Consider the following 21,130-nt stretch of genomic DNA (forward strand, 5'->3'; position numbering starts at 1 on the left):
AAGGCGGGAATCCCGCTTAGTCGCGAACGATGCAAAGAAAAAGCGGGACCCCCGCCCTCGCGGGGGTGACGAAAATTAGAGGAAGTCGGCGAGGTCGAAGTTTGCGCTGAATGCGGCGGCGAGCGTTTCGCTGGTCAGCGGATCGATGATCGGCAGGCGGCCCAGGCGGCGAACGCCCGCGATGTCGGAGATGATCGCCTCGCTGTCCTCCACCGTGTCGCCGAGAAAGGCAATTCCGTGGATCGGGACGCCGCGCGCGCTGAGCGCCTCGATCGTGAGCAGGCTGTGGTTGATCGTTCCGAGCGCGGTGCGTGCGCAGACGATGACGGGAACCTGCCATTTCGCGAACAGGTCGGCGTAGAGCGTCGTGCGCGTCACGGGAACGAGCGCGCCGCCGGCGCCCTCGACGATGAGGTTGCCGGTTGGCGGGGTCAGCGTTTCGATGCCGATGTTAACGCCGTCAATTTCGGCGGCCAGATGCGGCGAGGCGGGGGTGATGAGGCGCCAGGCTTCGGGGTGGATCGGCACGCCCGCGAGGCGCGCGACGGCCTCGCTGTCGGTCTCTTCTTCGAGACCCGACTGGATCGGTTTCCAGTAAGGCGTGCCGGTGGCCTGTGCCAAAGCGGCGGAAAAGATGGTTTTTCCGATACCGGTATCGGTGCCGGTGACGACGAAGCGCGTCATGCCGCGGCCATCGCCTGCGCCAGCGCGTCGGCCATATCGTCTATGTTATCTTCGTCAACATTGAGCGTGATCGCGATGCGGAGACGCGCGGTTCCCTGCGCCACCGTCGGTGGGCGGATGCCGCGGATGTCGAAGCCCGCGTCGCGCAGGCTTCCCGCGATGCGCATCGTGCGATCGTTGTCGCCGATGATCACGGGCAGGATCTGCGTGCCGCTGGCGGGGATGCCGAGCGGCACGAGGCGTTCGGCGGCGTGGCGGACGAGGGCGTGGAGGCGCGCCTGCCGTTCGGGCTCGTTCGCGACGATCTCGATCGCCTGACGGACGAGCCACGCCATCAAGGGCGATGGCGCGGTCGAGAAGATGAAGGGGCGGCCGCGGTTGACGATGAAGTCGGTCGCGACTGCGGGGGCACAGAGCAGCGCACCCTCGGCGCCCAAGGCCTTGCCGCAGGTGTGGAGGGTGATCAAATTGTCGCGGCGCGGCAGCGCGTGTGCGAGGCCGGTGCCGCCGGGGCCGAACACGCCGGTCGCGTGCGCTTCATCGACGACGAGCACCGCGTCGTGGCGGTCGGCGACCGCAGCGAGATCGGCGAGCGGGGCGCGGTCGCCGTCCATGCTGTAGAGGCTTTCGACCGCGATCCATGGGGTTCCGGCGCCGCCGCCCGCGCGCCAGCGGGTGATGATGTCCTCGAATGCCTGTGCGTCGTTGTGCGCGGCGGCGATGCTGCCGGCGCGGCCGAGCTTCATGCCGTCGTGCGCGCTCGCGTGGGTCAGTTCGTCGTGGACGACGAGGTCGCCGCGCTGGGGGAGCGCCGCGAACAACGCGGCGTTGGCGGCGAAACCGGTGGGGAAGAAGAGCGCGGCTTCGCTGCCATAATGGCGCGCGGCGTGCGCTTCGAGCGCCTCATGCTCGGCGTGATTGCCGCGGAGCAGGCGCGAGCCGCCCGAGCCCGCAGGAAGGCCGCGTTCGATGCCGGCGGCGAGGGCGGTGCGGAGCGCTTCGCTATCGGCGAGGCCGAGATAGTCGTTCGACGCGAAATCGCGCCCGGCGCGCGGCGCGAGGGTGCGGCGGCGGCTGTCGTGCGCGAGCGCCGCAAGGTCGGCGTGGTGGGCGATAAAAGGGGAGGTCACCATCTTCTTCCTTCTCTCGTCATCCCCGCGAAAGCGGGAACCCAGTAGCAACGCTGGCTCGCTGGGTCCCCGCTTTCGCGGGGATGACGAAGTTTTTCAGTCTGTGCGGCTGCCGCCTCTTAGCGCCTGCCGTTCTTCGCCGGTCAGCCGGTGCGGGGTGGCGATCGGTTCGAGTGTTTTTGCGTCGAAAAGCGCGGCTTTCCGACGGTCGCCCGAGACGATGTCCTTGATCGCCCGAATAAAAAAGCGCCGCATCAGCGTCGGCGTACCCATGCGGGGCAGATGGCTGGCGTCGCCGGTTGCGTCCTGCGTGAAGAGATGGCCGCGTAGTGGCCCGAAGACCCGTTCGCGCCTTGCCGGATCGCAGGCGGCGGTCAGGATCGTGATGAAGGGGAGTTTGCCGTTCTTGAAGGTATTGAACAGCGGCGTTCGGCAGCAGGCTGCATACCAGCGCAGCGTCGGCGCGTCGGTCAGGTGGAGGCAGGCGAGCCGGTCGCGGCCGGTGTCGAGGTGCATGCGCGCGCAGCGCGTCTGATAGAGCGACGTGCCGCCGTGCGCGTCGAGCAACTGCGCGTGGCCGAGATGGTGCGTGAGGTTCTGGCAATCGGTGCAGTGGCAGACGACATGGTCGCCCTCGCCCGAAACGACGGTCATCGTTCCGGTAACGGTCCCGCAGTCGCAGGCGAAGGAGAGATCGGATGAGGTCATCAGCCGGCCCTAGCGCCTTGCCCGCGATTGCGGAAGGGCAGTCAGGGACAAGCCTCGCGATCATCAATTGCGGTTCCAATCCTCCCTGTCGCGCAGCGATGGGGAGGTGGCAGCGCGAAGCGCTGACGGAGGGGCAATGGCGCGACGTTGCTGGCCCCTCCACCACTCGCTTCGCGAGCGGTCCCCCTCCCCATGGCTTTGCCACAGGGAGGATTTCCGTCAGTTCTTCGACTTGTCGACGAGCTGGTTCTTGGCGATCCACGGCATCATCGCGCGGAGTTCAGCGCCGGTCTTTTCGAGCTGGTGCGCGGCGGCGGCCTTGCGGCTCGCTTTCAGTTCGGGCTGGCCGGCCTGGTTGTCGAGCACGAAATCCTTCACGAAGCGGCCCGACTGGATGTCGGCGAGGACGCGCTTCATTTCGGCCTTGGTTTCGTCGGTGATGATGCGCGGGCCGGTCTTGATGTCGCCATATTCGGCGGTGTTCGAGATCGAATAACGCATGTTCGCGATGCCGCCTTCATAGAGGAGGTCGACGATCAGCTTGGTTTCGTGGAGGCACTCGAAATAGGCCATCTCGGGGGCATAACCCGCCTCGACGAGCGTTTCGAAACCCGCCTGGATCAGGTGGGTGATGCCGCCGCAGAGCACGGCCTGTTCGCCGAAGAGGTCGGTTTCGCACTCTTCCTTGAAGGTCGTCTCGATGATGCCGCTGCGGCCGCCACCCACTGCGGACGCGTAGGAGAGGGCGAGCGCCTTGGCGAAGCCGTTACCCGACGAACCCGCGCCCTGCGCTTCCTGCGCAACCGCGATCAGGCAGGGGACGCCGCCGCCCTTCTGATATTCGCTGCGCACGGTGTGGCCGGGGCCCTTGGGGGCGACCATGAAGACGTCGATGTCGGGGCGCGCGTCGATCAGGCCGAAGTGAATGTTGAGGCCGTGCGCAAAGGCGAGCGCGGCGCCGGGCTTCATGTTGGGGCCGATGTCGTCGGCGTAGATTTTTGCCTGATGCTCGTCGGGGGCGGCGATCATGATCACGTCGGCCCATTCGGCGGCTTCCTTGTTCGAAAGCACCTTGAAGCCCGCGGCTTCGGCCTTTTTGGCGGTTGCCGAACCGGGGCGGAGCGCGATCGCGACCTCCTTGACGCCGCTGTCGCGCATGTTCTGCGCGTGGGCGTGACCCTGGCTGCCATAGCCGACGACGGCGACCTTCTTGCCCTTGATCAGATCCTGGTCGGCGTCGCGATCGTAATAAACCTGCATGTCTTTCTTCCCTATTATTCGTCATCCCAGCGCAAGCTGGGATCGGTCTCGGTGTTAAACTGCGTGCGATCCCAGCTTGCGCTGGGATGACGGTGACTCAGAGCGCCTCCGACCCGCGGGCGATGGCGACGACGCCGGTGCGGCCGACCTCGACCAGCCCGCATTCGCGCATCAGCGCGATGAAGCGGTCGACCTTGTCGCTCGTCCCGGTGATTTCGAAGATGAAGCTGGTGAGCGTCGTGTCGACGACCTTCGCACGGAAGACGTCGGCCATGCGCAGCGCCTCGATCCGCTTGTCGCCGGTGCCCGCGACCTTCACGAGCGCGATTTCGCGTTCGACATGCGCTTCGCCCGCGTCGTTGAGGTCGATGACCTTGTGCACGGGGACGAGCCGGTCGAGCTGCGCGATGATCTGGTCGATGATCGGCGGCGGACCCGAGGTGACGATGGTGATGCGCGACAGCGCGTGGTCGGCGGTGATATCGGCCACCGTCAGGCTTTCGATATTATAGCCGCGCGCGGTGAACAGCCCGGTGATCTTGGCGAGCACCCCGGCTTCGTTGTCGACGGTGATGGCGAGCACGTGGCGCTCGCCGGCTTCGGTTTTGATTTTCATATGTTTTACACCAGTGCCTTGGCTTCGTCGTCCATCGTGCCGGTAACGTCGCTCGGCTGGAGGAGCATTTCGGTGTGCGCGGCGCCCGAGGGGATCATCGGGAAGCAGTTGGCGAGCTGCGCGACGCGGCAGTCGACGATCACCGGTCCCGGGGTCTCGATCATCTTCTTGATGCCGTCCTCGAGCTGGCCGAGATTATCGATGCGCAGGCCCGTCCACCCGTAAGCGTCGGCGAGCTTCACGAAATCGGGCAGGCTGTCCGAATAGCTGTTCGAATAGCGGCTTTCATAGGTCAGTTCCTGCCACTGGCGGACCATCCCCATCCATTCATTGTTGAGGATGAAGATCTTCACCGGCAGGCGGTACTGGCTGACCGTGCCCATTTCCTGGATGTTCATCTGCAAGCTGGCTTCGCCCGCGATGCAGATGACGAGGCGGTCGGGGTGCGCGATCTGCGCGCCGACCGAGGCGGGGAAGCCATAGCCCATCGTGCCGAGCCCGCCGCTGGTGAGCCAGCGGTTGGGCGCCGCGAAGCCGAAATGCTGCGCCGCCCACATCTGGTGCTGGCCGACCTCGGTCGTGATGATCGGGTCGAGCCCGCGCGTCGCGTCGAACAAGGCCTTCACCGCGCGCTGCGGCATGATTTCGGCGCTTGCGTCCTTCTTTTCGGGGAAGTCGAGGCAGCGCGTTGCGCGCCAGCCGTCAACGCGGCGCCACCATTCGCCCAGGTCGCGGCCGTTGTGGCCCGCCGCCTGCCAGCCCGCGATGATCGCATCGAGCGCGCGGCCGGCGTCGCCGACGATCGCGAGGTCGACGGGCACGATCTTGTTGATCGAGCTGCGGTCGATGTCGATGTGGATTTTCTTCGAATCGGGCGAGAAAGCGTCGAGGCGTCCCGTCACGCGGTCGTCGAAGCGCGCGCCGACCGCGATGATCAGGTCGGCGCGGTTCATCGCCATATTGGCCTCGTAAGTGCCGTGCATGCCGAGCATGCCGAGCCATTTCTCGTCGTCCGACGGGAAGGCGCCGAGGCCCATCAAGGTCGAGGTGACCGGCGCGCCGGTGAGCGCCACGAGCTGGCGCAGCGCCGCGCTGGCGTCGGGACCGGCGTTGATCACGCCGCCGCCGGTGTAGAAGATCGGGCGCTCGGCCGCGGCGATCATCGCGACCGCCGCGGCGATCGCATCGGCGTCGGGTTCGACCTGCGGGCGATAGCTTTTGTGCGCGATCTTTTCGGGGATCACATATTGGCCGGTCGCGACCTGCACATTTTTGGGGATGTCGATCACGACGGGGCCGGGGCGGCCGTGCGTCGCGATGTGGAACGCCTCGTGCATGATCGGGCCGAGGCGGTCGGGGTCCATCACCAGATAATTATGCTTGGTGCAGTGGCGCGTGATGCCGACGGTGTCGCATTCCTGGAACGCGTCGGTGCCGATCAGCGCGGTCGACACCTGACCCGTCAGCACGACCATCGGGATCGAATCGAGCAACGCGTCGGTGATGCCGGTGACGGCGTTGGTCGCGCCGGGGCCCGAGGTCACGAGCACGACGCCGGGCTTGCCGGTCGAGCGCGCATAGCCCTCCGCCGCGTGCGTCGCCGCCTGTTCGTGGCGGACGAGAATGTGCTGGATCGTCGGGTGCTTGTAGAGCGCGTCATAGATGGGAAGGACCGCGCCGCCCGGATAGCCGAACACCGTATCGACCCCGAGGTCGACCAGCGCCTGAACCACCATGTCGGCACCACTCATTTCCGTCACGACGAAACTCCTTCCAAACACAAAAAGGCAGCGCCTTGTGCGCTGCAACAGGGTGCGGGCAATAGGTGTATGATTCTAACCTGTCAACAGCTTATCACGTAATATTATTGCTAATTCCTTGATGGAATCGATGTTTAATGACTCGGTGTGGCGCGGCCAGTCAGCGGGCGGCTGGTTGCGGAACCACGTATATTGGCGTTTTGCATATTGGCGCGTCGCGGCCTGCGTCAGCTCGAGCGCCTCGGCGCGGGTGATTTCGCCGCCGAGGTGGCTTGCAATCTGCGGCACACCGATCGCGCGCATCGCGGGGAGGTCGGGGTCGAGACCGCGTGCGAGCAGGGCTTTGGCCTCCTCGACCGCGCCGCGTTCGAACATCTGGACGAGGCGCGCGTCGCAGCGGTCGCGCAGCCATTCGCGCGGGGGCAGGAGGACCAGCGGGGCGAGCGCGATCTCATCGGCGATGCCGCCCGCGATCGCCTGCTGCCAGTCGGCGAGGGTACGGCCGGTCGAGCGCACGACCTCGAGCGCGCGCGCGACGCGGGTGGTGTCGGCGGGGTTGAGGCGCGCGGCGGCTTGCGCGTCGGCGGCGGCGAGCGCGGCGTGCGCGTCGGCGACGGGGAGCGCGCGGACGGCCTCGCGAATGTCGGGGTCGATCTCGGGCACCGGCGCGATACCGTGGAGCAGGGTGCGCATGTGCAGGCCGGTGCCGCCGACGAGGATGGGGACTTGCCCCGCGGCGTGCGCGTCGGCGATGACGCCGCGCGCCTCGTCCGCCCAGCGCACGGCATTATGCGCGTCGGCGGCGTCGATGTGGCCGAAGAGGCGGTGGGATATGCCGTCCATCTCCGCATCGGTCGGCCGCGCCGAGAGGATGCTAAGGTCGGCATAGACCTGGCTCGCGTCGGCGTTGACAACGAGCGCGTCCCGGCCTGTCCCGCAAAGAGATTTTGCGAGCGCGACCGCCAAAGCGCTCTTGCCGCTGGCGGTGGGTCCGGCGATAAGTGCCACGGGAGGCCGCGTCCTGGCGGTCGAGAAAGAAGGAGATGCCATGTTCGTCGCGACGCTGATAGCAGCAGGAAAGCTGACCGACGAGGTGGTTCGCGAAGGGATCGACCGGCTCGCCGCGACGGGGCACGATGTCGGTGCCCCGCACTGGATCGACGAGCATGACGCGGCCGACATCGTATTCCACGGCAGCCTGGTGAGCGCGCGCAAGGAACTGGCGCTGATGGACCATGGCTCGCTCGACATCGTCGTCCAGCCGCTGGGCGACCGGACGAAGAAGCTGATCATCGCCGACATGGATTCGACGATGATCACCGTCGAATGCATCGACGAACTCGCCGATTATGCGGGGCTGAAGCCGCAGATCGCGGCGATCACCGAGCGTGCGATGCGCGGCGAACTCGATTTCCGCGCCGCGCTCGAGGAACGCGTCGGATTGCTCGCGGGGATGCCCGAGGCGACCTTGGCCGACTGCCGCATGGAGCGCGTGCGGCTGACGCGCGGCGCGCGGACGCTGGTGCAGACGATGAAGGCGCATGGCGCGCACTCGATCCTGATCTCGGGCGGCTTCACCGCCTTTGCCGGCCCGGTGGGCGAGGCGATCGGGTTCGACAAGGTCGTCGCGAACGAGCTGGAGATCGCGGGCGGCAAGCTGACCGGCAAGGTGCGCGAGCCGATCGTCGACAGCAAAACGAAATTGGAGACGCTGAAGGCCGAGGCGGCGAAACACGGCCTGCCGCTCGCCGAGACGTTGGCGGTCGGCGACGGCGCGAACGACATTCCGATGATCACCTCGGCGGGACTGGGGATCGGCTATTACCCGCACCCCGCGGCGGGCGAGGCGGCGGCGGCGGTGATCCGGCATCATGATTTGACGGCCTTGCTGTGGGCGCAGGGTTATCCGCGGCGGAGCTGGGTGCTGGGGTAGGGCGGGGCGCTTTCGGCTTGTCGTCGACATAAACCGGCATCGTCACCCCGGACTTGATCCGGGGTCCCGCTTGCTACTCAAACGGGCGAGTCGAACAAACCTGCCAGTTGGTTGCCGCGCTCCATCTTCGATGGATGGAAAAAGCGGGACCCCGGGTCAAGCCCGGGGTGACGAAAAGGGTCGGGGCAGATTGTTGCGAAATGTGGAGGGCGTATGGCGAAGCACCGCATCTATTCAATGAGCGTCGCGAGCGTTTATCCGCATTATATCGCCAAGGCGGAGAAGAAGGGGCGGACCAAGGCCGAGGTCGACGAGATTATTCGCTGGCTGACGGGATATAGCCAGGCGGCGCTCGAGGGCGAGCTGGCGAAGGGGACGAACTTCGAGGATTTCTTTGGCGGGGCGCCGAAGCTGAATCCGGCGCGCGAGCTGATCACCGGGGTGATTTGCGGCATCCAGGTCGAGAATATCGAGGATCCGTTGATGAAGGAGATCCGCTATCTCGACAAGCTGATCGACGAACTCGCGCGGGGCAAGAAGATGGAGAAGATCTTGCGGAGCTGATCACGAACGATGACGTGATCGCGCGCTTTATCCTGCCAGTATTAACGATGTTAACATTGCTGTCGGGCAAATGCGGTCGATGTTTACGTCGTCAACACTGGTGCGGAAATTGATGTCGGCGCGGTGATCCGGCGCGGGCGCGGCGCCGACGGATTGGCGTCAGTCCTTGGTCTTGACCTTTACCCACACATGGACCGTCGCGGCGAATTTGCCGGGTTCGGGTTTGGCCACGTCGATCCGCTCGGCGGTGACGAGTTCGCCGGTGGCGAGGTTGAAGCTGGCCCAGGGTTTCGGCATGCGGCCGAAGGTCATTTTCTGGATCGGCTGGCCGGTGGCGGTGTTCATGATTGTTGCGGTGATACCCATGGCGGCCGGGTAGCGGCAGCGCGATGATTCTGTCCAGTGGGGAAAGCGGGATGGTTATGCGGTCGCGGCGATTTCATCGATCAGCCAGCCGCGGAAGCGCAGCATCGCGTCGTTTTCGGGGCGCGACATCAGGCGGGTGAGCCAGTAGCGGCCGGCGTCGATCGTGACCGCGAAGGGCTGGACGAGCAGCTCGGCGGCGAGTTCGCGGGTGAACATCGCCGGGGGCGCGAGCGCGACGCCCTGACCTGCCGCCGCCGCGGTCGCCATCAAGGCTGAGCTGTCGAAGACGGGACCGCGGAGGACGGGGACGGGCACGCCCGCGGCGGCGAACCAGAGCGCCCATTCGTCGGCGCGGTACGAACGCAGCAGGCGTTCGTGGATCAGGTCGGCGGGGGTCTTGAGGCGCGCGGCGATCGCGGGGGCGCAGACCGGCGCCATCGGCGCGGCGAGCAAAGGTTCGGCATGGGTGCCGTGCCAGGCGCCGTCGCCGAAGCGGATCGCATAGTCGAGCGCCTCGCCCGCGAGATCGACGCGGTTGTTGTTCGTCGAGATGCGCAGGTCGATCGCGGGGTGCAGGCGCGCGAAGGCGTCGAGGCGCGGGAGCAGCCAGCCGGTCGCGAAGGTGCCGACCACGCCGACCTTGAGCGCCTCACGGAAGCGGCCGCCCGCATATTGGTCGAGCGTCGCGGCGACACGGTCGAAGGCATCGGCGACGACGGGGACGAGCGCATGCCCCTCGTCGGTGAGTGCGAGGCCGCGCGGCAGGCGGTGGAAGAGGCGCGTGCCGAGACGGCGTTCGAGCTGCGCGACCTGATGGCTGACCGCGCCCTGGCTGACGCAGAGCTCGATCGCGGCGCGGGTGAAGTTGAGGTGGCGCGCCGCGGCCTCGAAGGCGCGGAGGGCGTTGAGGGGGAGTTGGGCGCGGTCCATTGGGCTTCCTGTATTGTGATATGGCCTGCCTCGTCATCCCGGACCCTTCGACTGGCTCAGGACAGGCTTGATCCGGGATCCATGGCCCGACGGCGGCGCGAGTGGACCCGGATCAAGTCCGGGGTGACGAAAGCTTTGGGAGAAATGTATGAAAAATTCTCATGGCTTTGTCGAGAAATCATGCTTTGTGGGCGGCGCCCGAGCGCGGCATCCCGGCGGGGAAGGGAGACAGATATGATCGCGATGATGACAATTGCCGCCTGGCTTGCGGGTGTGAGCCATGTGCCGCTGCCGCTCGCCCAAGAGGCGAAGGCGCAGATGGTGGCGGGCGCGGTCGCGCCGGGTGCGGACGACCCGTTGACGCGGCCGATTGCGGCCTCGCGGGCGGCCGAATGGCTGGCGCCTGCCAGACCTGAGAAGATTTTCGGGACAAGCTATCTCGTCGGCTTCGGCGGGCTGAGCGTCGCGCTGATCGATACCGGCGACGGGCTGGTGCTGGTCGACGGCGCGCTGCCGCAGGCGGCGCCCGCGATCCTCGCCAATGTCCGCGCGCTGGGTTTCGACCCCAAAGACATCAAATTTATTCTGAGCACCGAACCGCATTTCGATCACGCCGGCGGAATCGCCGCGCTGGCGCGCGACACCGGCGCGACCGTCGTGGCGAGCGCGCGCGGCGCCGAGGGGCTGCGGTCGGGCAAACATGCGGCGGACGACCCGCAGCTCGCCTATGGCGGCAGCTGGCCCGCCGTGACGCAGCTGCGGGTCGTCAAGGACGGCGAGGTGCTGAAGCTGGGCAAGGCCGCGATCACGGCGGTGGCGACGCCGGGGCACACGATGGGGAGCATGAGCTGGAGCTGGCGGGCGTGCGAGAAGCAGATGTGCAAGACGATCGTCTTTGCGTCGAGCCTCAACCCGGTGTCGGCCGACGACTATCGTTATACTGCGCCGGCGAGCGCGCCGATCGTAAAGGCGTTCGAAGCGAGTCATCGCAAGATGGACGCGCTCGCATGCGATATCCTGATTTCCGCGCACCCCGACAATGCGGGGAGCGGACGATATAATGACCAGCCGGGTGCGTGCCGCGCTTACGCCGAGCGGTCGCGCAAGGCGCTGGCAGCGCGTCTCGCGAAGGAAGCGGCCGGATCCTGACCCGCCTGCCGCGACTCTAGTCAGGGAAGCGGCGGCTCCGCCTGGAACGGATCATAGCGGGCCGGGTCATAGGCACCGAAACGCACGGCGCCCTCGGTTTCGCTCCATCCTTTCGACAGCGCGACCGCCACCTCGCCGTCGTCGTCGAGGAGAGCGCGGTGCACGGCGGCGCAGGGCACCGATGCCTGGTCGCGACAGACCAGCGGCCCCGGCGGGAGCGGATCGGATCGCCAGACCTGGCGAAGTGTCGCGGCGGTGCCGGGATCGTCGGCCTGTAACTGGCGCCAGGGGCCTTCGGCGAGCGCCGCGACGTCGGTGCGGCCGGCAAGCAGCTCAGCGAGGGCGGCTTCGTGGGTGCCCGCATGGCGCCGTGTCGCAAAAGCCGGGGCGCGACCGGTGCTTCGCAGCGCGGCCGCCTGAACCAGTGCGCCGGACGTCGAGCCCGGCAGCACTTCGGTGTAGCGCAAGTCGCCGGCGCGTGCGCCGAGGGCGTCGAGCGACGCAAGCCCGCTGTCGCGGCGCACGAGCAGGACGCCCCGATAGCGATCGAGCACGGCCGGAGGCGTGGAAAGGACGGCGATCGGCCGGACATCCGGGCAGGAGCGAGCCTCGACGAATGCGCCGAGATTGGTCATCGCAATATCGATCTCGCCGCGGCAGAGCGCCTTCGCCAGCGCTTCGGGCGTGTCGAGCAAGCGGACCTCGGTCGGCCGCCCGGACGCGCGTTCGACGAGTGCGGCAAGCGGCGCGAGCGCAACCGACCGGTCGTAGCGCGGATAATGATAGGTGCCGACGCGCAGCGCCGGTGGTGTTTCAACCGGCGATGCCCACGCCGCGAGAAGAGTCAGAATCATGACCGCGCGATGGACGGGACGGTCGCCGAAGCAAAGGATTCTCCGACGAACGACATGTCGGCGCGACTAGCGATTCATCACCAGACAGGCCTGACCGCTCTTGCGCACGCTCGCGCAGAAGCTCTCGGCTTCGCCCTTGTTCGCGAAGCCGCCGGCCTGGAGGCGGGTGAGCTTGCCGCTTTTGACCAGATAGGGCGTGCGGCCGGCGAAGGCGGGATTTTTCTTTTCGAGCGCGGTCCAGAGATTGCGGGCGTTCGCCTCGACGCCGAAGGCGCCGAGTTGCGCGCGCCACGGGCTCGCGGTGCCGTTGTGGACGCGGACCGGCGCCGGCGTGGCTGCAGCGGTGGCGACGGGTGCGGGCTTGACCGCCGCCGGCTTGGGTTCGGCGGGCTTGGGCGCGGGCTTTGCCGGCTCTGCCTTCGGCGGCAGTTTGCCGCTTTCGGGCGGCGCGGCGTAGGTCGTGCCCGGCTGGCCGGTGGCGGCGACGGCGTTGGCGGTTGCTTCGGCGGCGGCGGCTGCGGCGGCGCTCGCCACGGGCGATGAGGCCACCGCGACGTTGCGGATCGGCTCGGGTTTGGGCTGCGGTGCCGGCGTGGGCTTGGCGGCGGGCGGCGTGTCGATCACCGGCGGCGGTGTGTAGCGGGTGCCGGGGGTCGAGGCGGGCAGGCTCGCGACCTTCACCGGCGAGGCCGCCGGCACGGGTTTGGGCGCGGGCGGCGCAGCGGCGTTGACCGCGGCGAGGCGCGCCTGCTGTTCGCCGCGCTCGATTTCGGGGAGCAGCGCGAGGCCGCGCTGGCGCTGGTCGAGCGGGATCAGATTGTCGAGCTGCGCGAGGCGCGCCGAAGCGATGCCGAGCCCGGCGTCGCTCGCGCGCTTGGTCAGCGCATAGGCGCGCGGCCAGTCCTCTGCCGCGAGGTCGCCGTTGAAGTGCGCGGTGCCGAGGACATATTGCGCGCGCGGTTCGCCGCGCGCGGCCGAAGCGATGATGAAGGGCATCGCCTCCTGCCGGCGGTTCGCGGTGAAGAGCACGAGGCCGAGATTATCCTCCGCCTGCAAATGTCCCTGCTTGGCGGCGCGGCGATACCATGCCTCCGCCTGCACGAGATCGGCGGGAACGCCGCGGCCGAGCTTATAGGCTTGCCCCAGATTGAACTGCGCATCGGCGTCGCCGGCGAGGGCGAGCGGGCGCCATTCGGCAACCGCTGCCGCATAATTGCCCGCCTGCCAGGCATCGACGCCGTCCTTGACGTCGGCATAAGCGGGTGCCGCCAGCATCGATGCCGCGATCAGCGGCAGAGCCAGCGAAAGGACGGTGCGGAAAGAACGCATCTTATTCTCCAATGACTTGCGCCGCATGAGGCCGGCTGCAGTCCCCGGGTCTTTATAGCGCCAATTGGCTAACACGGCGTTAGCGACAAAAGCGCCCACGCCGAACTTGATCCGTTCTGGTACAAGTTCGTCTTAGGAGAGCGTTTACCATATTCGCGAGGAAGTCGTTCACCCTCTTTTTATCATCGTTAACCCAATTTTAGCGCCCCGCATGGCATCCCTTCGCCGAATTCTGGATTTCCGAGGGGGTAAACGCAGTGCGCGTATTGGCATTGGCTTCACAGAAAGGCGGGTCGGGAAAGACCACGCTGTCGGGGCACCTCGCGGTGCAGGCGCAGCTTGCGGGCGCCGGCCCCGTCGTTCTGATCGACATCGATCCGCAGGGCTCGCTCGCCGACTGGTGGAACGAGCGCGAAACCGACCTTCCGGCCTTTGCGCAAACGACCGTTGCGCGGCTGGCTTCCGACCTCGAAATCCTGCGCCAGCAGGGCTTTAAGCTGGCGGTCATCGATACGCCGCCGGCGATCACCATGGCGATCCAGAGCGTGATTTCGGTCGCCGAGCTGATCGTCGTCCCGACGCGGCCGAGCCCGCATGACCTGCGTGCCGTCGGCGCCACCGTCGACCTGTGCGAACGCGCCGGCAAGCCGCTGGTGTTCGTCGTCAACGGCGCGACGCCGAAAGCGAAGATCACCAGCGAAGCCGCGGTCGCGCTGTCGCAGCACGGCACCGTCGCCCCGATCACGCTGCACCACCGCACCGATTATGCCGCGTCGATGATCGACGGCCGCACGGTGATGGAAGTCGATCCCAACGGACGCTCGGCCGACGAGATCCGCCAGCTGTGGACTTATATGAACGACCGCCTCGAAAAGAATTTCCGCAGGACCGTATTTGCCGCGCCGCTGCCCACACAGGGCAATTATGGCGCGGTTCGCCCGATGGGTGGTGGCTTTGGCCGCCGCATCGCTGGCCAGTGACGGGGAGTACGGGAATCATGGGCGAACCAAAACCTCTCGCATCGCTGAGCGCCGGACTGCTTGCCCGCAAGGGTGGAGCGCGTCCCGCCATGCGCCGCCAGCCGCTCGGTAGCGGCCCCGCACCCCTCAACCCCGGCGGTTACGACGACCTCGGCTGGAACGACATGGGTTATGATGTCGATCCCGACCAGTCGGCCGAACCCGCGCGGATGCTCGACCTGAAGCCGCTGCTCACCGGATCGGTGCTGGCGCATAATGTCGAGGCCGAACATGCGGTCGACGAGAGCGTCGGTCACGAGCTGACGCCCGAATTTTCGGCCGAATATACCGGCGAGTTTGCCGCTCCGGCCGACGATTATGGCGTCGACCAGTTCGAAGCCGAAGCCCCCGAGGTTCCGGAAATCGTCCGCCAGCAGGAATCGCTGATCGAACGCGTCGCCGCGGTGGCGCGCAAGGTCGAGGCGCGTCCGGCGCCGGCGCCGAAGAAAGAAAAGGCACCGCGCGCGCTCCGTGCTCGCGAAAAGGCCGCCTTCACGCTGCGCCTCGATGCCGAGCGCCATCTGCGCCTGCGCCTCGCGAGCGCGGTGACGAACCGGTCTTCGCAGGTGATCCTGACCGACCTGCTCGACGAATATCTGGCTTCGCTGCCCGAAATCGACGCGATGGCGAGCCGCCTGCCGGCGACGCGCCCGGTGCGCGGACAGCGCTGAAGAATAAAGAGGGGGACCCGTCATGAACCGCAAGATGCTGATGAACCTGGCCGTTTCGGGTTTTGTCCTGAGCGTGGCCACCGGATGCAGCGGCATGGGCAAGATGGCCGACGCGCCGTCGCGCGCCGCCGGCAAGCCCGCGGTCGCCGCCAAATCGGCGAGCGAGGCGCGCGTCGCGCTCGAAGCCGGGAAAGCCAGCAAGGCGGTCGGCCTGGCCGAAGCCGCGGTTCAGGGCAGCCCGCGCGATGCAAGTTATCGCGCGCTGCTGGGACAGGCGTACCTCAATGACGGGCGCTTTGCATCGGCGACCGCGGCGCTGACCGAGGCGATCGAACTCGGCGCGAGCGACGGCAATACGGTGCTTTCGCTGGCGCTCGCGCAAATCGCGCAGGGCAAGGGCAGGGAAGCCGTCACGCTGCTGACCGAGCATCGCGCGGTGGTGCCGGCGTCGGACCTCGGGCTGGCGCTGGCGCTCGCGGGCGATAATGAAGGCGCGATCTATGTGCTGAGCGAAGCCGCGCGCGCCGAAGGCGCCGGGGCACGGACGCGGCAGAATCTGGCGCTGGCGTTCGCGCTGTCGGGCCGCTGGGCGCAGGCGCGTATCCTCGCTTCGCAGGATCTGTCGATCGCCAAGCTCGAAGGGCGGATGGCCGAATGGTCGAAGCTGGCCGAACAGCCCGATGCGCAGATGCGCGTCGCGAGCCTGATCGGGACGAAGGTGCGGCAGGATGCCGGCATGCCGGTCCAGCTTGCGCTCAGCAATTTCGGCGCCCCGCAAATGGCCGCAGCCGAGCCCGCAATCCAGCTCGCGAGCGCCGATCCGGCGCCGGTCGCGGACTATGCGCCGCCGCCGCCCGTCCTTGCGGATGCGAGCAGCGCGATCCGCAGCGTCGAACTGCCGATGCCCCAGCGCAACGCCGACGGCGTCGTGCCGGTGACCGAATTGCCGCAGCCGAAACCCGCGGGCGAGGTGATCCTTGCCGACGCCGCGCCCTATCGCGCCGCACCCCGCGTTGCCGGCGAAGGGCGCATCCGCCCGGCGCAGCAGCAGGCGCTCGAGCTGGCGACGGTGCTGATCCCGAAGGCGATGGGTTTCGACGCGAAGAAGCCGAGCGGCTGGGCTGTGCAGCTGGGTGCCTATGACAGCCTGGGCATTGCCAAGGAAAAATGGGGCACGCTGAAAAAGCGGAGCGCCATGCTGGCGAATTTCCCGGCGTCGAGCCACGCCGCGACGGTGAACGGCCGCAATTTCTATCGCCTGACGGTGAACGGCCTCGCGACGCGCGCCGACGCGACGAGCCTGTGCAACGAGTTGAAGGCGCACGGTCAGACCTGTTTCATCCGCGCGATGGGCGGCGGCGAGACGATCCAGTGGGCGTCGAAGGCCAGCACGATGCGGCTCGCTTCGCGCTAAAAGACTTTACCCGGATAAGGGGGAGGGGCGTGGCCGCAAGGCCGCGCCTCTTTTGTTTGGGGGTGTCCGGGTCCGACCGGTTGCCGACTCCAACACGAAGGGTAAGGAAACAACGTCCGCTCACCACCCCAAAGCAGACCTAACGGATGCGTAATCCGCCCTTCCACATCATCGTCGCGCGGCCTTGCACGGGCATGCCGTCGAAGGGCGTGTTGCCGGCCCAGGCTGCCATTTTCTTCGCGTCGACCTGCCACGGCGTACCCTCGTCGACGAGGATGAGGTCGGCTTCTTTGCCCACCGCGAGTTTGCCGGCGTCGACCCCGAGCAGGCAGGCGGGAGTGCCCGCGAGCAGTTCGAACAGGCGTCCCGGCGAGATATGGCCGTCGCGCACGAGGCCGAGGCCGAGCGCGAGCAGCGTTTCGGCGCCCGCCATGCCGGGCAAAGCCTCGGCGAAGGGCAGGCGCTTGTCCTCGGGGCCGCGCGGGTCGTGGCCCGAGGCGAGGATGTCGATCGTGCCGTCGGCGATCGCGGCGAGGCACGCGTGGCGGTCGTCTTCTGAGCGGAGCGGCGGCGACAGGCGCGCGAAGGTGCGGAAATCGCCGATCGCGGTGTCGGAGAGCAGCAGGTGCGCGGGGGTGATGCCGCAGAGGACGGGTAGCCCTTTCGCTTTCGCGGCGCGGATCAGCTCGAGCCCTCGCGCGGTGGTGACCTGGCGGAAATGGACGGGGGCGCCGGTTTCTTCGACGAGCGCGAGGTCGCGCGCGATTGCGATCGCCTCTGCGATGGCGGGGGCGGAGGCGAGGCCGAGGCGCGTCGCCATCTCGCCGTCGGTCGCGACCGCACCGGCGGTGAGCCCTTCGTCCTCGGCATGGATGATCGTGACGAGGCCGAGCGAGGCGGCGTAGGCGAGGACGCGGCGCATCACGCCGCTGTCGGCGATGCGCGCGCGGCCGGTGGCGATGGCGCGCGCGCCCGCCTGTTTCATCAGGCCGATTTCGGCGAGTTCCTTGCCCGCGAGACCTTTTGTGGCGGCGGCGAGCGGGTGGACCCAGAGGTCGGGCTTGCCGCCTTTTGCGGCGCGCTCGACGAGCCCGGCGCCGTCGAGCGGGCCGTTGTCGGGCATCAGCGCGGCGCGCGTGATGCCGCCGAAGTGGAAGGCGGGCTTGTCGGTCGCAAAGACGCCGAGGTCGATGATGCCGGGGGCGAGCCACTGGCCCTTGGCGTCGACGGTCTCGGTGCCGTCGGGGATTTCGGCCGGATCGAGCGCGGCGATGCGGCCGTCGACGACGAGCAGGCTGCCCGCACGCGGCGTGTCGGCGCCCACCAGCTGCGCGTTCGTGATGTGGAGCGGCTTCAGTTCCATCCGGCGACTCCCCGCTTGCGGCGCGTCAGGATGTCGAGGCATGCCATGCGCACCGCGACCCCCATTTCGACCTGTTCGGTGATCGTCGAGCGCACCGGATCGTCGGCGACATTGCTGTCGATTTCGACTCCGCGGTTCATCGGGCCGGGGTGCATGACGATCGCATCGGGTTTCGCTTTTTCGAGGCGTTTTTCGGTGAGGCCGTAGAGTGCGTGATATTCGCGTGCGCTGGGCAGGTAGGCGCCGTCCATGCGCTCGTTCTGGAGGCGGAGCATCATCACGACGTCGGCGTCCCTGATGCCTTCGTCCATGTCGGTGAAGGTGGTGACGTGCATGCGGTCGATCGCGGGCGGGGTGAGCGTCGGCGGGGCGACGACGCGCACCTCGTTGCCGAGCAAGGTCAGGGCGAGGATGTTCGAGCGTGCGACGCGGCTGTGGAGGACGTCGCCGCAGATGGCGATGGTGAGTCCCTCGACGCGGCCGAGGCGGCGGCGGATCGTGAGCGCGTCGAGCAACGCCTGCGTCGGATGCTCGTGGCGGCCGTCGCCCGCGTTGAGCACGGGGCAGTCGACCTTGTCGGCGATAAGCTGGACCGCGCCCGAGCTGCCGTGACGGATCACCATCGCGTCGGCGCGCATTGCGTTCAGCGTCATCGCGGTGTCGATCAGCGTCTCGCCCTTCTTCACGCTCGACTGCGCGGCGTGCATGTTGACGACGTCGGCACCGAGGCGCTTGCCCGCGATTTCGAACGAAAGGAGCGTACGCGTCGAATTTTCGAAAAAGGCGTTGATGATCGTGAGGCCCGCGAGCCGGTCGTCGTGCTTGGCGGCGCCCGAGCGGTTCAAATCGACCCATTGCTCGGCGGCGTCGAGAACGTAGGAAATCTCCCACGGGGTGAGCTGGGCGATGCCGATCAGGTGGCGATGACGAAAGGCATCGCCGCCGGGCGGATAGTCGCTGGCGGGTCGGAGTGTTGATGTTGTCATTAAAGCCGAGCGTCTACGCAGGCGGGGCGATTCTGGCAAGTATGATCCTCCCTGTCGCGCAGCGATGGGGAGGTGGCAGCGCGGAGCGCTGACGGAGGGGTTATAGCGCGACGTAGCGGCCCCTCCACCACCGCCTACGGCGGCGGTCCCCCTCCCCATGGCTTCGCCATAGGGAGGATCAGGCGATCAGCGGATCAAGAAACCCGAGCGCCCACAGCAAAAGAACGACGAGTTCGAGGAACAGGATCGCGATCATCTGCGCCGCGAACGGCTGTTTGCGCGTCTTGTGGCGGATGAGGCGCGACGCGGCGAAGGTGCCGGCGGCGCCGCCGAGCAGCGACCAGCCGAGGAGGGTAGTTTCGGAAATGCGCCGCGCGCCGCTTTTGGCGAATTTCTTGTCGAGGACCATCAGGGCGAACGCGATCCCGTTCGTTGTGCCAAGCCAGATCGGGATATATGCGGTCAACCGCGCGTCATCGCGTCGATGGCGCCTTGCAGGATGAACGCCGCGGCGGCGCTGTCGACGCGTTCGGCGCGTTTGGCGCGGCTGACGTCGGCGGCGATCATCGCGCGCTCGACCGCGGCGGTCGACCAGCGTTCGTCCCAGAGCAACAGGGGGAGGGCGAGGGGCGCGAGGTTGCGCGCGAAAGCGCGGGTGCTTTGGGTGCGCGGGCTGTCGGTGCCGTCCATGTTGAGCGGCAGGCCGACGACGAGGCCGACGATGTTGTGATGCGCGATCAGGGCTTTCAGCGTTTCAAGATCGACCGAGAATTTCTTGCGGATGATCGTCTTGTCGGGGGTCGCGAAGCTCCAGTTCACATCGCAGAAGGCGACGCCGATCGTCTTGGTGCCGACGTCGAGGCCCATGATGCGGCCGCCGTTGGGGAAGTGGGCAGCGAAATCGGGGGCGGCGGTGGTGATCATGCGACCATCCCTAGCCGTTCGTGTCGAGCGAAGTCGAGACACCGTGAAGGCATGCCCTGCCGATGGGCATCTCGACTTCGGCCGATGCGAGCGGATTAGATAGCGGGACCCCGGATCAAGTCCGGGGTGACGAAGGTGAGGGAAGGGGTGACGAAGGAGGAGAGGCGGGGGCGGGCGTCGGCGCCGCGGGTGGCGGCACCGGCGACGGCTTGCCCTCATAGGTTGCGAGGCGGCGGAGGGCGTCGGCGCGGACGTTCGCCCAGAAGAGGGTGATGTCGTAGACGTGATAATTGTTGCCGGGGAGCACATAGCCCGCGACGACGTAATTTTTCGCGATGTCGGCGTCGCCGATCATCAGGAAACCGCGCGTGTCGTCGCATTTTGCGCCGATCTTGCCCGCGATCAGCGACCCGCTCTTGAAGCCCTCGGTCGGCTTGAGCGTGCCGATATTCGCCTCGGGCGGGGCTTCGGTGTCGGGGATGCCGGTGAGCGGGTTGGTGCAGAGCATTCGCGTTTCGGCGCGCGGGCGGCCGTCGAAACCGATCGTGCCGTCATAGGCGCCGGTGACCATCGCGGGATCGGCGGGCTCGGCGAAACTCGCCCAGCCGATGATGCAGCCCTTTTGTTCGGGGGTCTGGCACGCGGGCAGGCCGAGCCCGGCGATGTCGGTGTCGAGGCTGACCGGCCAGCCGATGACGTACGCCGCAACGATGCGTTTCGCGAGCGGGGTGCCCGCGATTTTCGTGCGGAGCAATGTCGTGAGGTGGAGCGCACCCTGGCTGTGGCCCGCGAGGATGATCGGCTTGTCCTTCGGCTGCGCGGCGAGAAAGGCGTCGAACGCCTCCTCGACGTCGCGATAGGCCGAGTCGATCGCCTTGCCCGCGGTGACGCGGTCCTGCGCGAGGAAGGCGCCAAGCGTCGCCTGGCGGTAACGCGGCGCCCAGATTTCGCCCGCGTCGGCAAAGGCGCTCGCCATGCCCTGCACGAACAGGTTCGCGCGGTGGTCGGAATCGCGGTCCTCGAGCGGGGCGTTCCAGCTCGAGCGGCTGTAATAGCTCGTTGGGTGGACGAAGAAGATCGCGGCGTCGCCCTTCGGCGTCGCGGCTTCGGTTGTGGTTGGGGCGGCGTTGGCGGGCGGGATGATCTGCCCTGCCTGCGCTGCGGCGTCTTCGGTGCCGGGGGTCTCGCTGCCGTCGGCGGCGGGGCGCCACGCCGACGGGTCCTTTTCCATGCCCGGGCGCGCGAACCACATTTTCGGGTCGTCATAAGCGTTCGGGGCGACCGCCGCCTGCGGCTTGAATTCGGTGCTGGGGACGAAGGCGGTGCGCGCGATCCAGCCCGGGAAGAGCTGGTACACGACCCCGGCGGCGACGATCAGCAGGATGACGGCGGCAATGATGTAGAGAAATTTGCGGGCCAAATGGGATTCCATACGGTCGGGAGAGATGAATTCGGGCTTCTCTAGCGGCT

At 67.4% G+C, this 21,130-nt stretch carries 22 protein-coding genes; 6 read left to right on the plus strand and 16 right to left on the minus strand.

The window, feature by feature from the left end; all coding sequences use genetic code 11:
* Nucleotides 1–75: 75 nt before the first annotated feature.
* The 7 genes from bioD to miaA form a co-directional block, all read right to left on the minus strand.
* Nucleotides 76–684 (minus strand): dethiobiotin synthase, encoded by a 609-nt coding sequence (bioD, locus tag ATE70_RS01355; protein ID WP_058536161.1) that lies wholly within the window; start codon nt 682–684, stop codon nt 76–78.
* Nucleotides 681–1,817: an 8-amino-7-oxononanoate synthase gene (locus tag ATE70_RS01360; protein WP_058536162.1), complete on the minus strand. Its 1,137-nt coding sequence runs from the start codon at nt 1,815–1,817 to the stop codon at nt 681–683. The genes bioD and ATE70_RS01360 overlap by 4 nt, the downstream gene beginning before the upstream one ends.
* 93 nt (nt 1,818–1,910) lie before the next feature.
* Nucleotides 1,911–2,522, minus strand: a complete 612-nt coding sequence (locus tag ATE70_RS01365) for a DUF6151 family protein (RefSeq protein WP_058536163.1) — start codon at nt 2,520–2,522, stop codon at nt 1,911–1,913.
* 219 nt (nt 2,523–2,741) lie between these two features.
* Nucleotides 2,742–3,782, minus strand: a complete 1,041-nt coding sequence (gene ilvC, locus ATE70_RS01370; RefSeq protein WP_058536164.1) for a ketol-acid reductoisomerase — start codon at nt 3,780–3,782, stop codon at nt 2,742–2,744.
* A 97-nt stretch (nt 3,783–3,879) separates the two neighbouring features.
* The gene (ilvN, locus tag ATE70_RS01375) at nt 3,880–4,398 is read right to left on the minus strand and encodes an acetolactate synthase small subunit (RefSeq protein WP_037518885.1); all 519 of its coding nucleotides are present in this window, start codon (nt 4,396–4,398) and stop codon (nt 3,880–3,882) included.
* A 5-nt stretch (nt 4,399–4,403) separates the two neighbouring features.
* Nucleotides 4,404–6,158: a biosynthetic-type acetolactate synthase large subunit gene (gene ilvB, locus ATE70_RS01380; RefSeq protein WP_058536165.1), complete on the minus strand. Its 1,755-nt coding sequence runs from the start codon at nt 6,156–6,158 to the stop codon at nt 4,404–4,406.
* 75 nt (nt 6,159–6,233) lie between these two features.
* A complete protein-coding gene (miaA, locus tag ATE70_RS01385) occupies nt 6,234–7,208 on the minus strand; it encodes a tRNA (adenosine(37)-N6)-dimethylallyltransferase MiaA (protein WP_058536166.1) in 975 nt (324 codons plus the stop codon).
* Here miaA and serB point away from each other — a divergent pair.
* Both serB and ATE70_RS01395 read left to right on the plus strand, forming a co-directional pair.
* Nucleotides 7,207–8,091: a phosphoserine phosphatase SerB gene (serB, locus tag ATE70_RS01390; RefSeq protein ID WP_058536167.1), complete on the plus strand. Its 885-nt coding sequence runs from the start codon at nt 7,207–7,209 to the stop codon at nt 8,089–8,091. The two genes, miaA and serB, sit on opposite strands and share 2 nt — an antisense overlap.
* Before the next feature lie 213 nt (nt 8,092–8,304).
* The gene (locus ATE70_RS01395) at nt 8,305–8,655 is read left to right on the plus strand and encodes a DUF2200 domain-containing protein (protein WP_058536168.1); all 351 of its coding nucleotides are present in this window, start codon (nt 8,305–8,307) and stop codon (nt 8,653–8,655) included.
* Between the two features lie 159 nt (nt 8,656–8,814).
* Here ATE70_RS01395 and ATE70_RS01400 read toward each other — a convergent pair whose 3' ends face one another.
* Together ATE70_RS01400 and ATE70_RS01405 are read right to left on the minus strand one after the other, a co-directional pair.
* On the minus strand, nt 8,815–9,021 hold the full coding sequence (locus ATE70_RS01400) for a hypothetical protein (protein WP_082639313.1): 207 nt from the start codon (nt 9,019–9,021) through the stop codon (nt 8,815–8,817).
* Between the two features lie 54 nt (nt 9,022–9,075).
* Nucleotides 9,076–9,951, minus strand: a complete 876-nt coding sequence (locus ATE70_RS01405; protein ID WP_058536169.1) for a LysR family transcriptional regulator — start codon at nt 9,949–9,951, stop codon at nt 9,076–9,078.
* A gap of 234 nt (nt 9,952–10,185) precedes the next feature.
* Here ATE70_RS01405 and bla point away from each other — a divergent pair, with 234 nt between their 5' ends.
* Nucleotides 10,186–11,100, plus strand: coding sequence for a subclass B3 metallo-beta-lactamase (gene bla / locus ATE70_RS01410; protein ID WP_058536170.1), 915 nt, complete (start codon nt 10,186–10,188; stop codon nt 11,098–11,100).
* 20 nt (nt 11,101–11,120) lie between these two features.
* Here bla and ATE70_RS01415 read toward each other — a convergent pair whose 3' ends face one another.
* Together ATE70_RS01415 and ATE70_RS01420 are read right to left on the minus strand one after the other, a co-directional pair.
* The gene (locus ATE70_RS01415; RefSeq protein WP_058536171.1) at nt 11,121–11,954 is read right to left on the minus strand and encodes a phosphate/phosphite/phosphonate ABC transporter substrate-binding protein; all 834 of its coding nucleotides are present in this window, start codon (nt 11,952–11,954) and stop codon (nt 11,121–11,123) included.
* A gap of 66 nt (nt 11,955–12,020) precedes the next feature.
* Complete coding sequence (locus tag ATE70_RS01420; protein WP_058536172.1) at nt 12,021–13,283, minus strand: SPOR domain-containing protein; 1,263 nt, start codon at nt 13,281–13,283, stop codon at nt 12,021–12,023.
* A 257-nt stretch (nt 13,284–13,540) separates the two neighbouring features.
* Between ATE70_RS01420 and ATE70_RS01425 the strand changes: the two genes are divergently transcribed.
* From ATE70_RS01425 to ATE70_RS01435, 3 genes are read left to right on the plus strand one after another with little or no spacing between them, the layout of a single operon-like run.
* The gene (locus tag ATE70_RS01425; RefSeq protein ID WP_037518907.1) at nt 13,541–14,263 is read left to right on the plus strand and encodes a ParA family protein; all 723 of its coding nucleotides are present in this window, start codon (nt 13,541–13,543) and stop codon (nt 14,261–14,263) included.
* Nucleotides 14,264–14,280: 17 nt separating this feature from the next.
* Complete coding sequence (locus tag ATE70_RS01430; protein ID WP_058536173.1) at nt 14,281–14,973, plus strand: hypothetical protein; 693 nt, start codon at nt 14,281–14,283, stop codon at nt 14,971–14,973.
* A gap of 22 nt (nt 14,974–14,995) precedes the next feature.
* Nucleotides 14,996–16,387, plus strand: coding sequence for an SPOR domain-containing protein (locus tag ATE70_RS01435; RefSeq protein WP_058536174.1), 1,392 nt, complete (start codon nt 14,996–14,998; stop codon nt 16,385–16,387).
* Between the two features lie 139 nt (nt 16,388–16,526).
* Here the strand turns inward: ATE70_RS01435 and ATE70_RS01440 are convergent, their stop codons facing one another.
* From ATE70_RS01440 to ATE70_RS01460, 5 genes are all read right to left on the minus strand, one after another.
* A complete protein-coding gene (locus ATE70_RS01440) occupies nt 16,527–17,750 on the minus strand; it encodes a dihydroorotase (protein WP_058536175.1) in 1,224 nt (407 codons plus the stop codon).
* A complete protein-coding gene (locus tag ATE70_RS01445) occupies nt 17,741–18,736 on the minus strand; it encodes an aspartate carbamoyltransferase catalytic subunit (protein WP_058536176.1) in 996 nt (331 codons plus the stop codon). The genes ATE70_RS01440 and ATE70_RS01445 overlap by 10 nt, the downstream gene beginning before the upstream one ends.
* A gap of 178 nt (nt 18,737–18,914) precedes the next feature.
* Nucleotides 18,915–19,202: a DUF1294 domain-containing protein gene (locus ATE70_RS01450; protein ID WP_058536177.1), complete on the minus strand. Its 288-nt coding sequence runs from the start codon at nt 19,200–19,202 to the stop codon at nt 18,915–18,917.
* Nucleotides 19,199–19,660: a Holliday junction resolvase RuvX gene (gene ruvX, locus ATE70_RS01455; RefSeq protein ID WP_058536178.1), complete on the minus strand. Its 462-nt coding sequence runs from the start codon at nt 19,658–19,660 to the stop codon at nt 19,199–19,201. Before ruvX ends, ATE70_RS01450 begins: the two co-directional genes overlap by 4 nt.
* A 115-nt stretch (nt 19,661–19,775) precedes the next feature.
* Nucleotides 19,776–21,080 (minus strand): DUF3089 domain-containing protein, encoded by a 1,305-nt coding sequence (locus ATE70_RS01460; protein WP_058536500.1) that lies wholly within the window; start codon nt 21,078–21,080, stop codon nt 19,776–19,778.
* Between the last annotated feature and the right edge of the window lie 50 nt (nt 21,081–21,130).

Origin of the sequence: Sphingopyxis sp. H053 (assembly GCF_001468225.1) — a bacterium.
Taxonomy (GTDB): Bacteria; Pseudomonadota; Alphaproteobacteria; order Sphingomonadales; family Sphingomonadaceae; genus Sphingopyxis.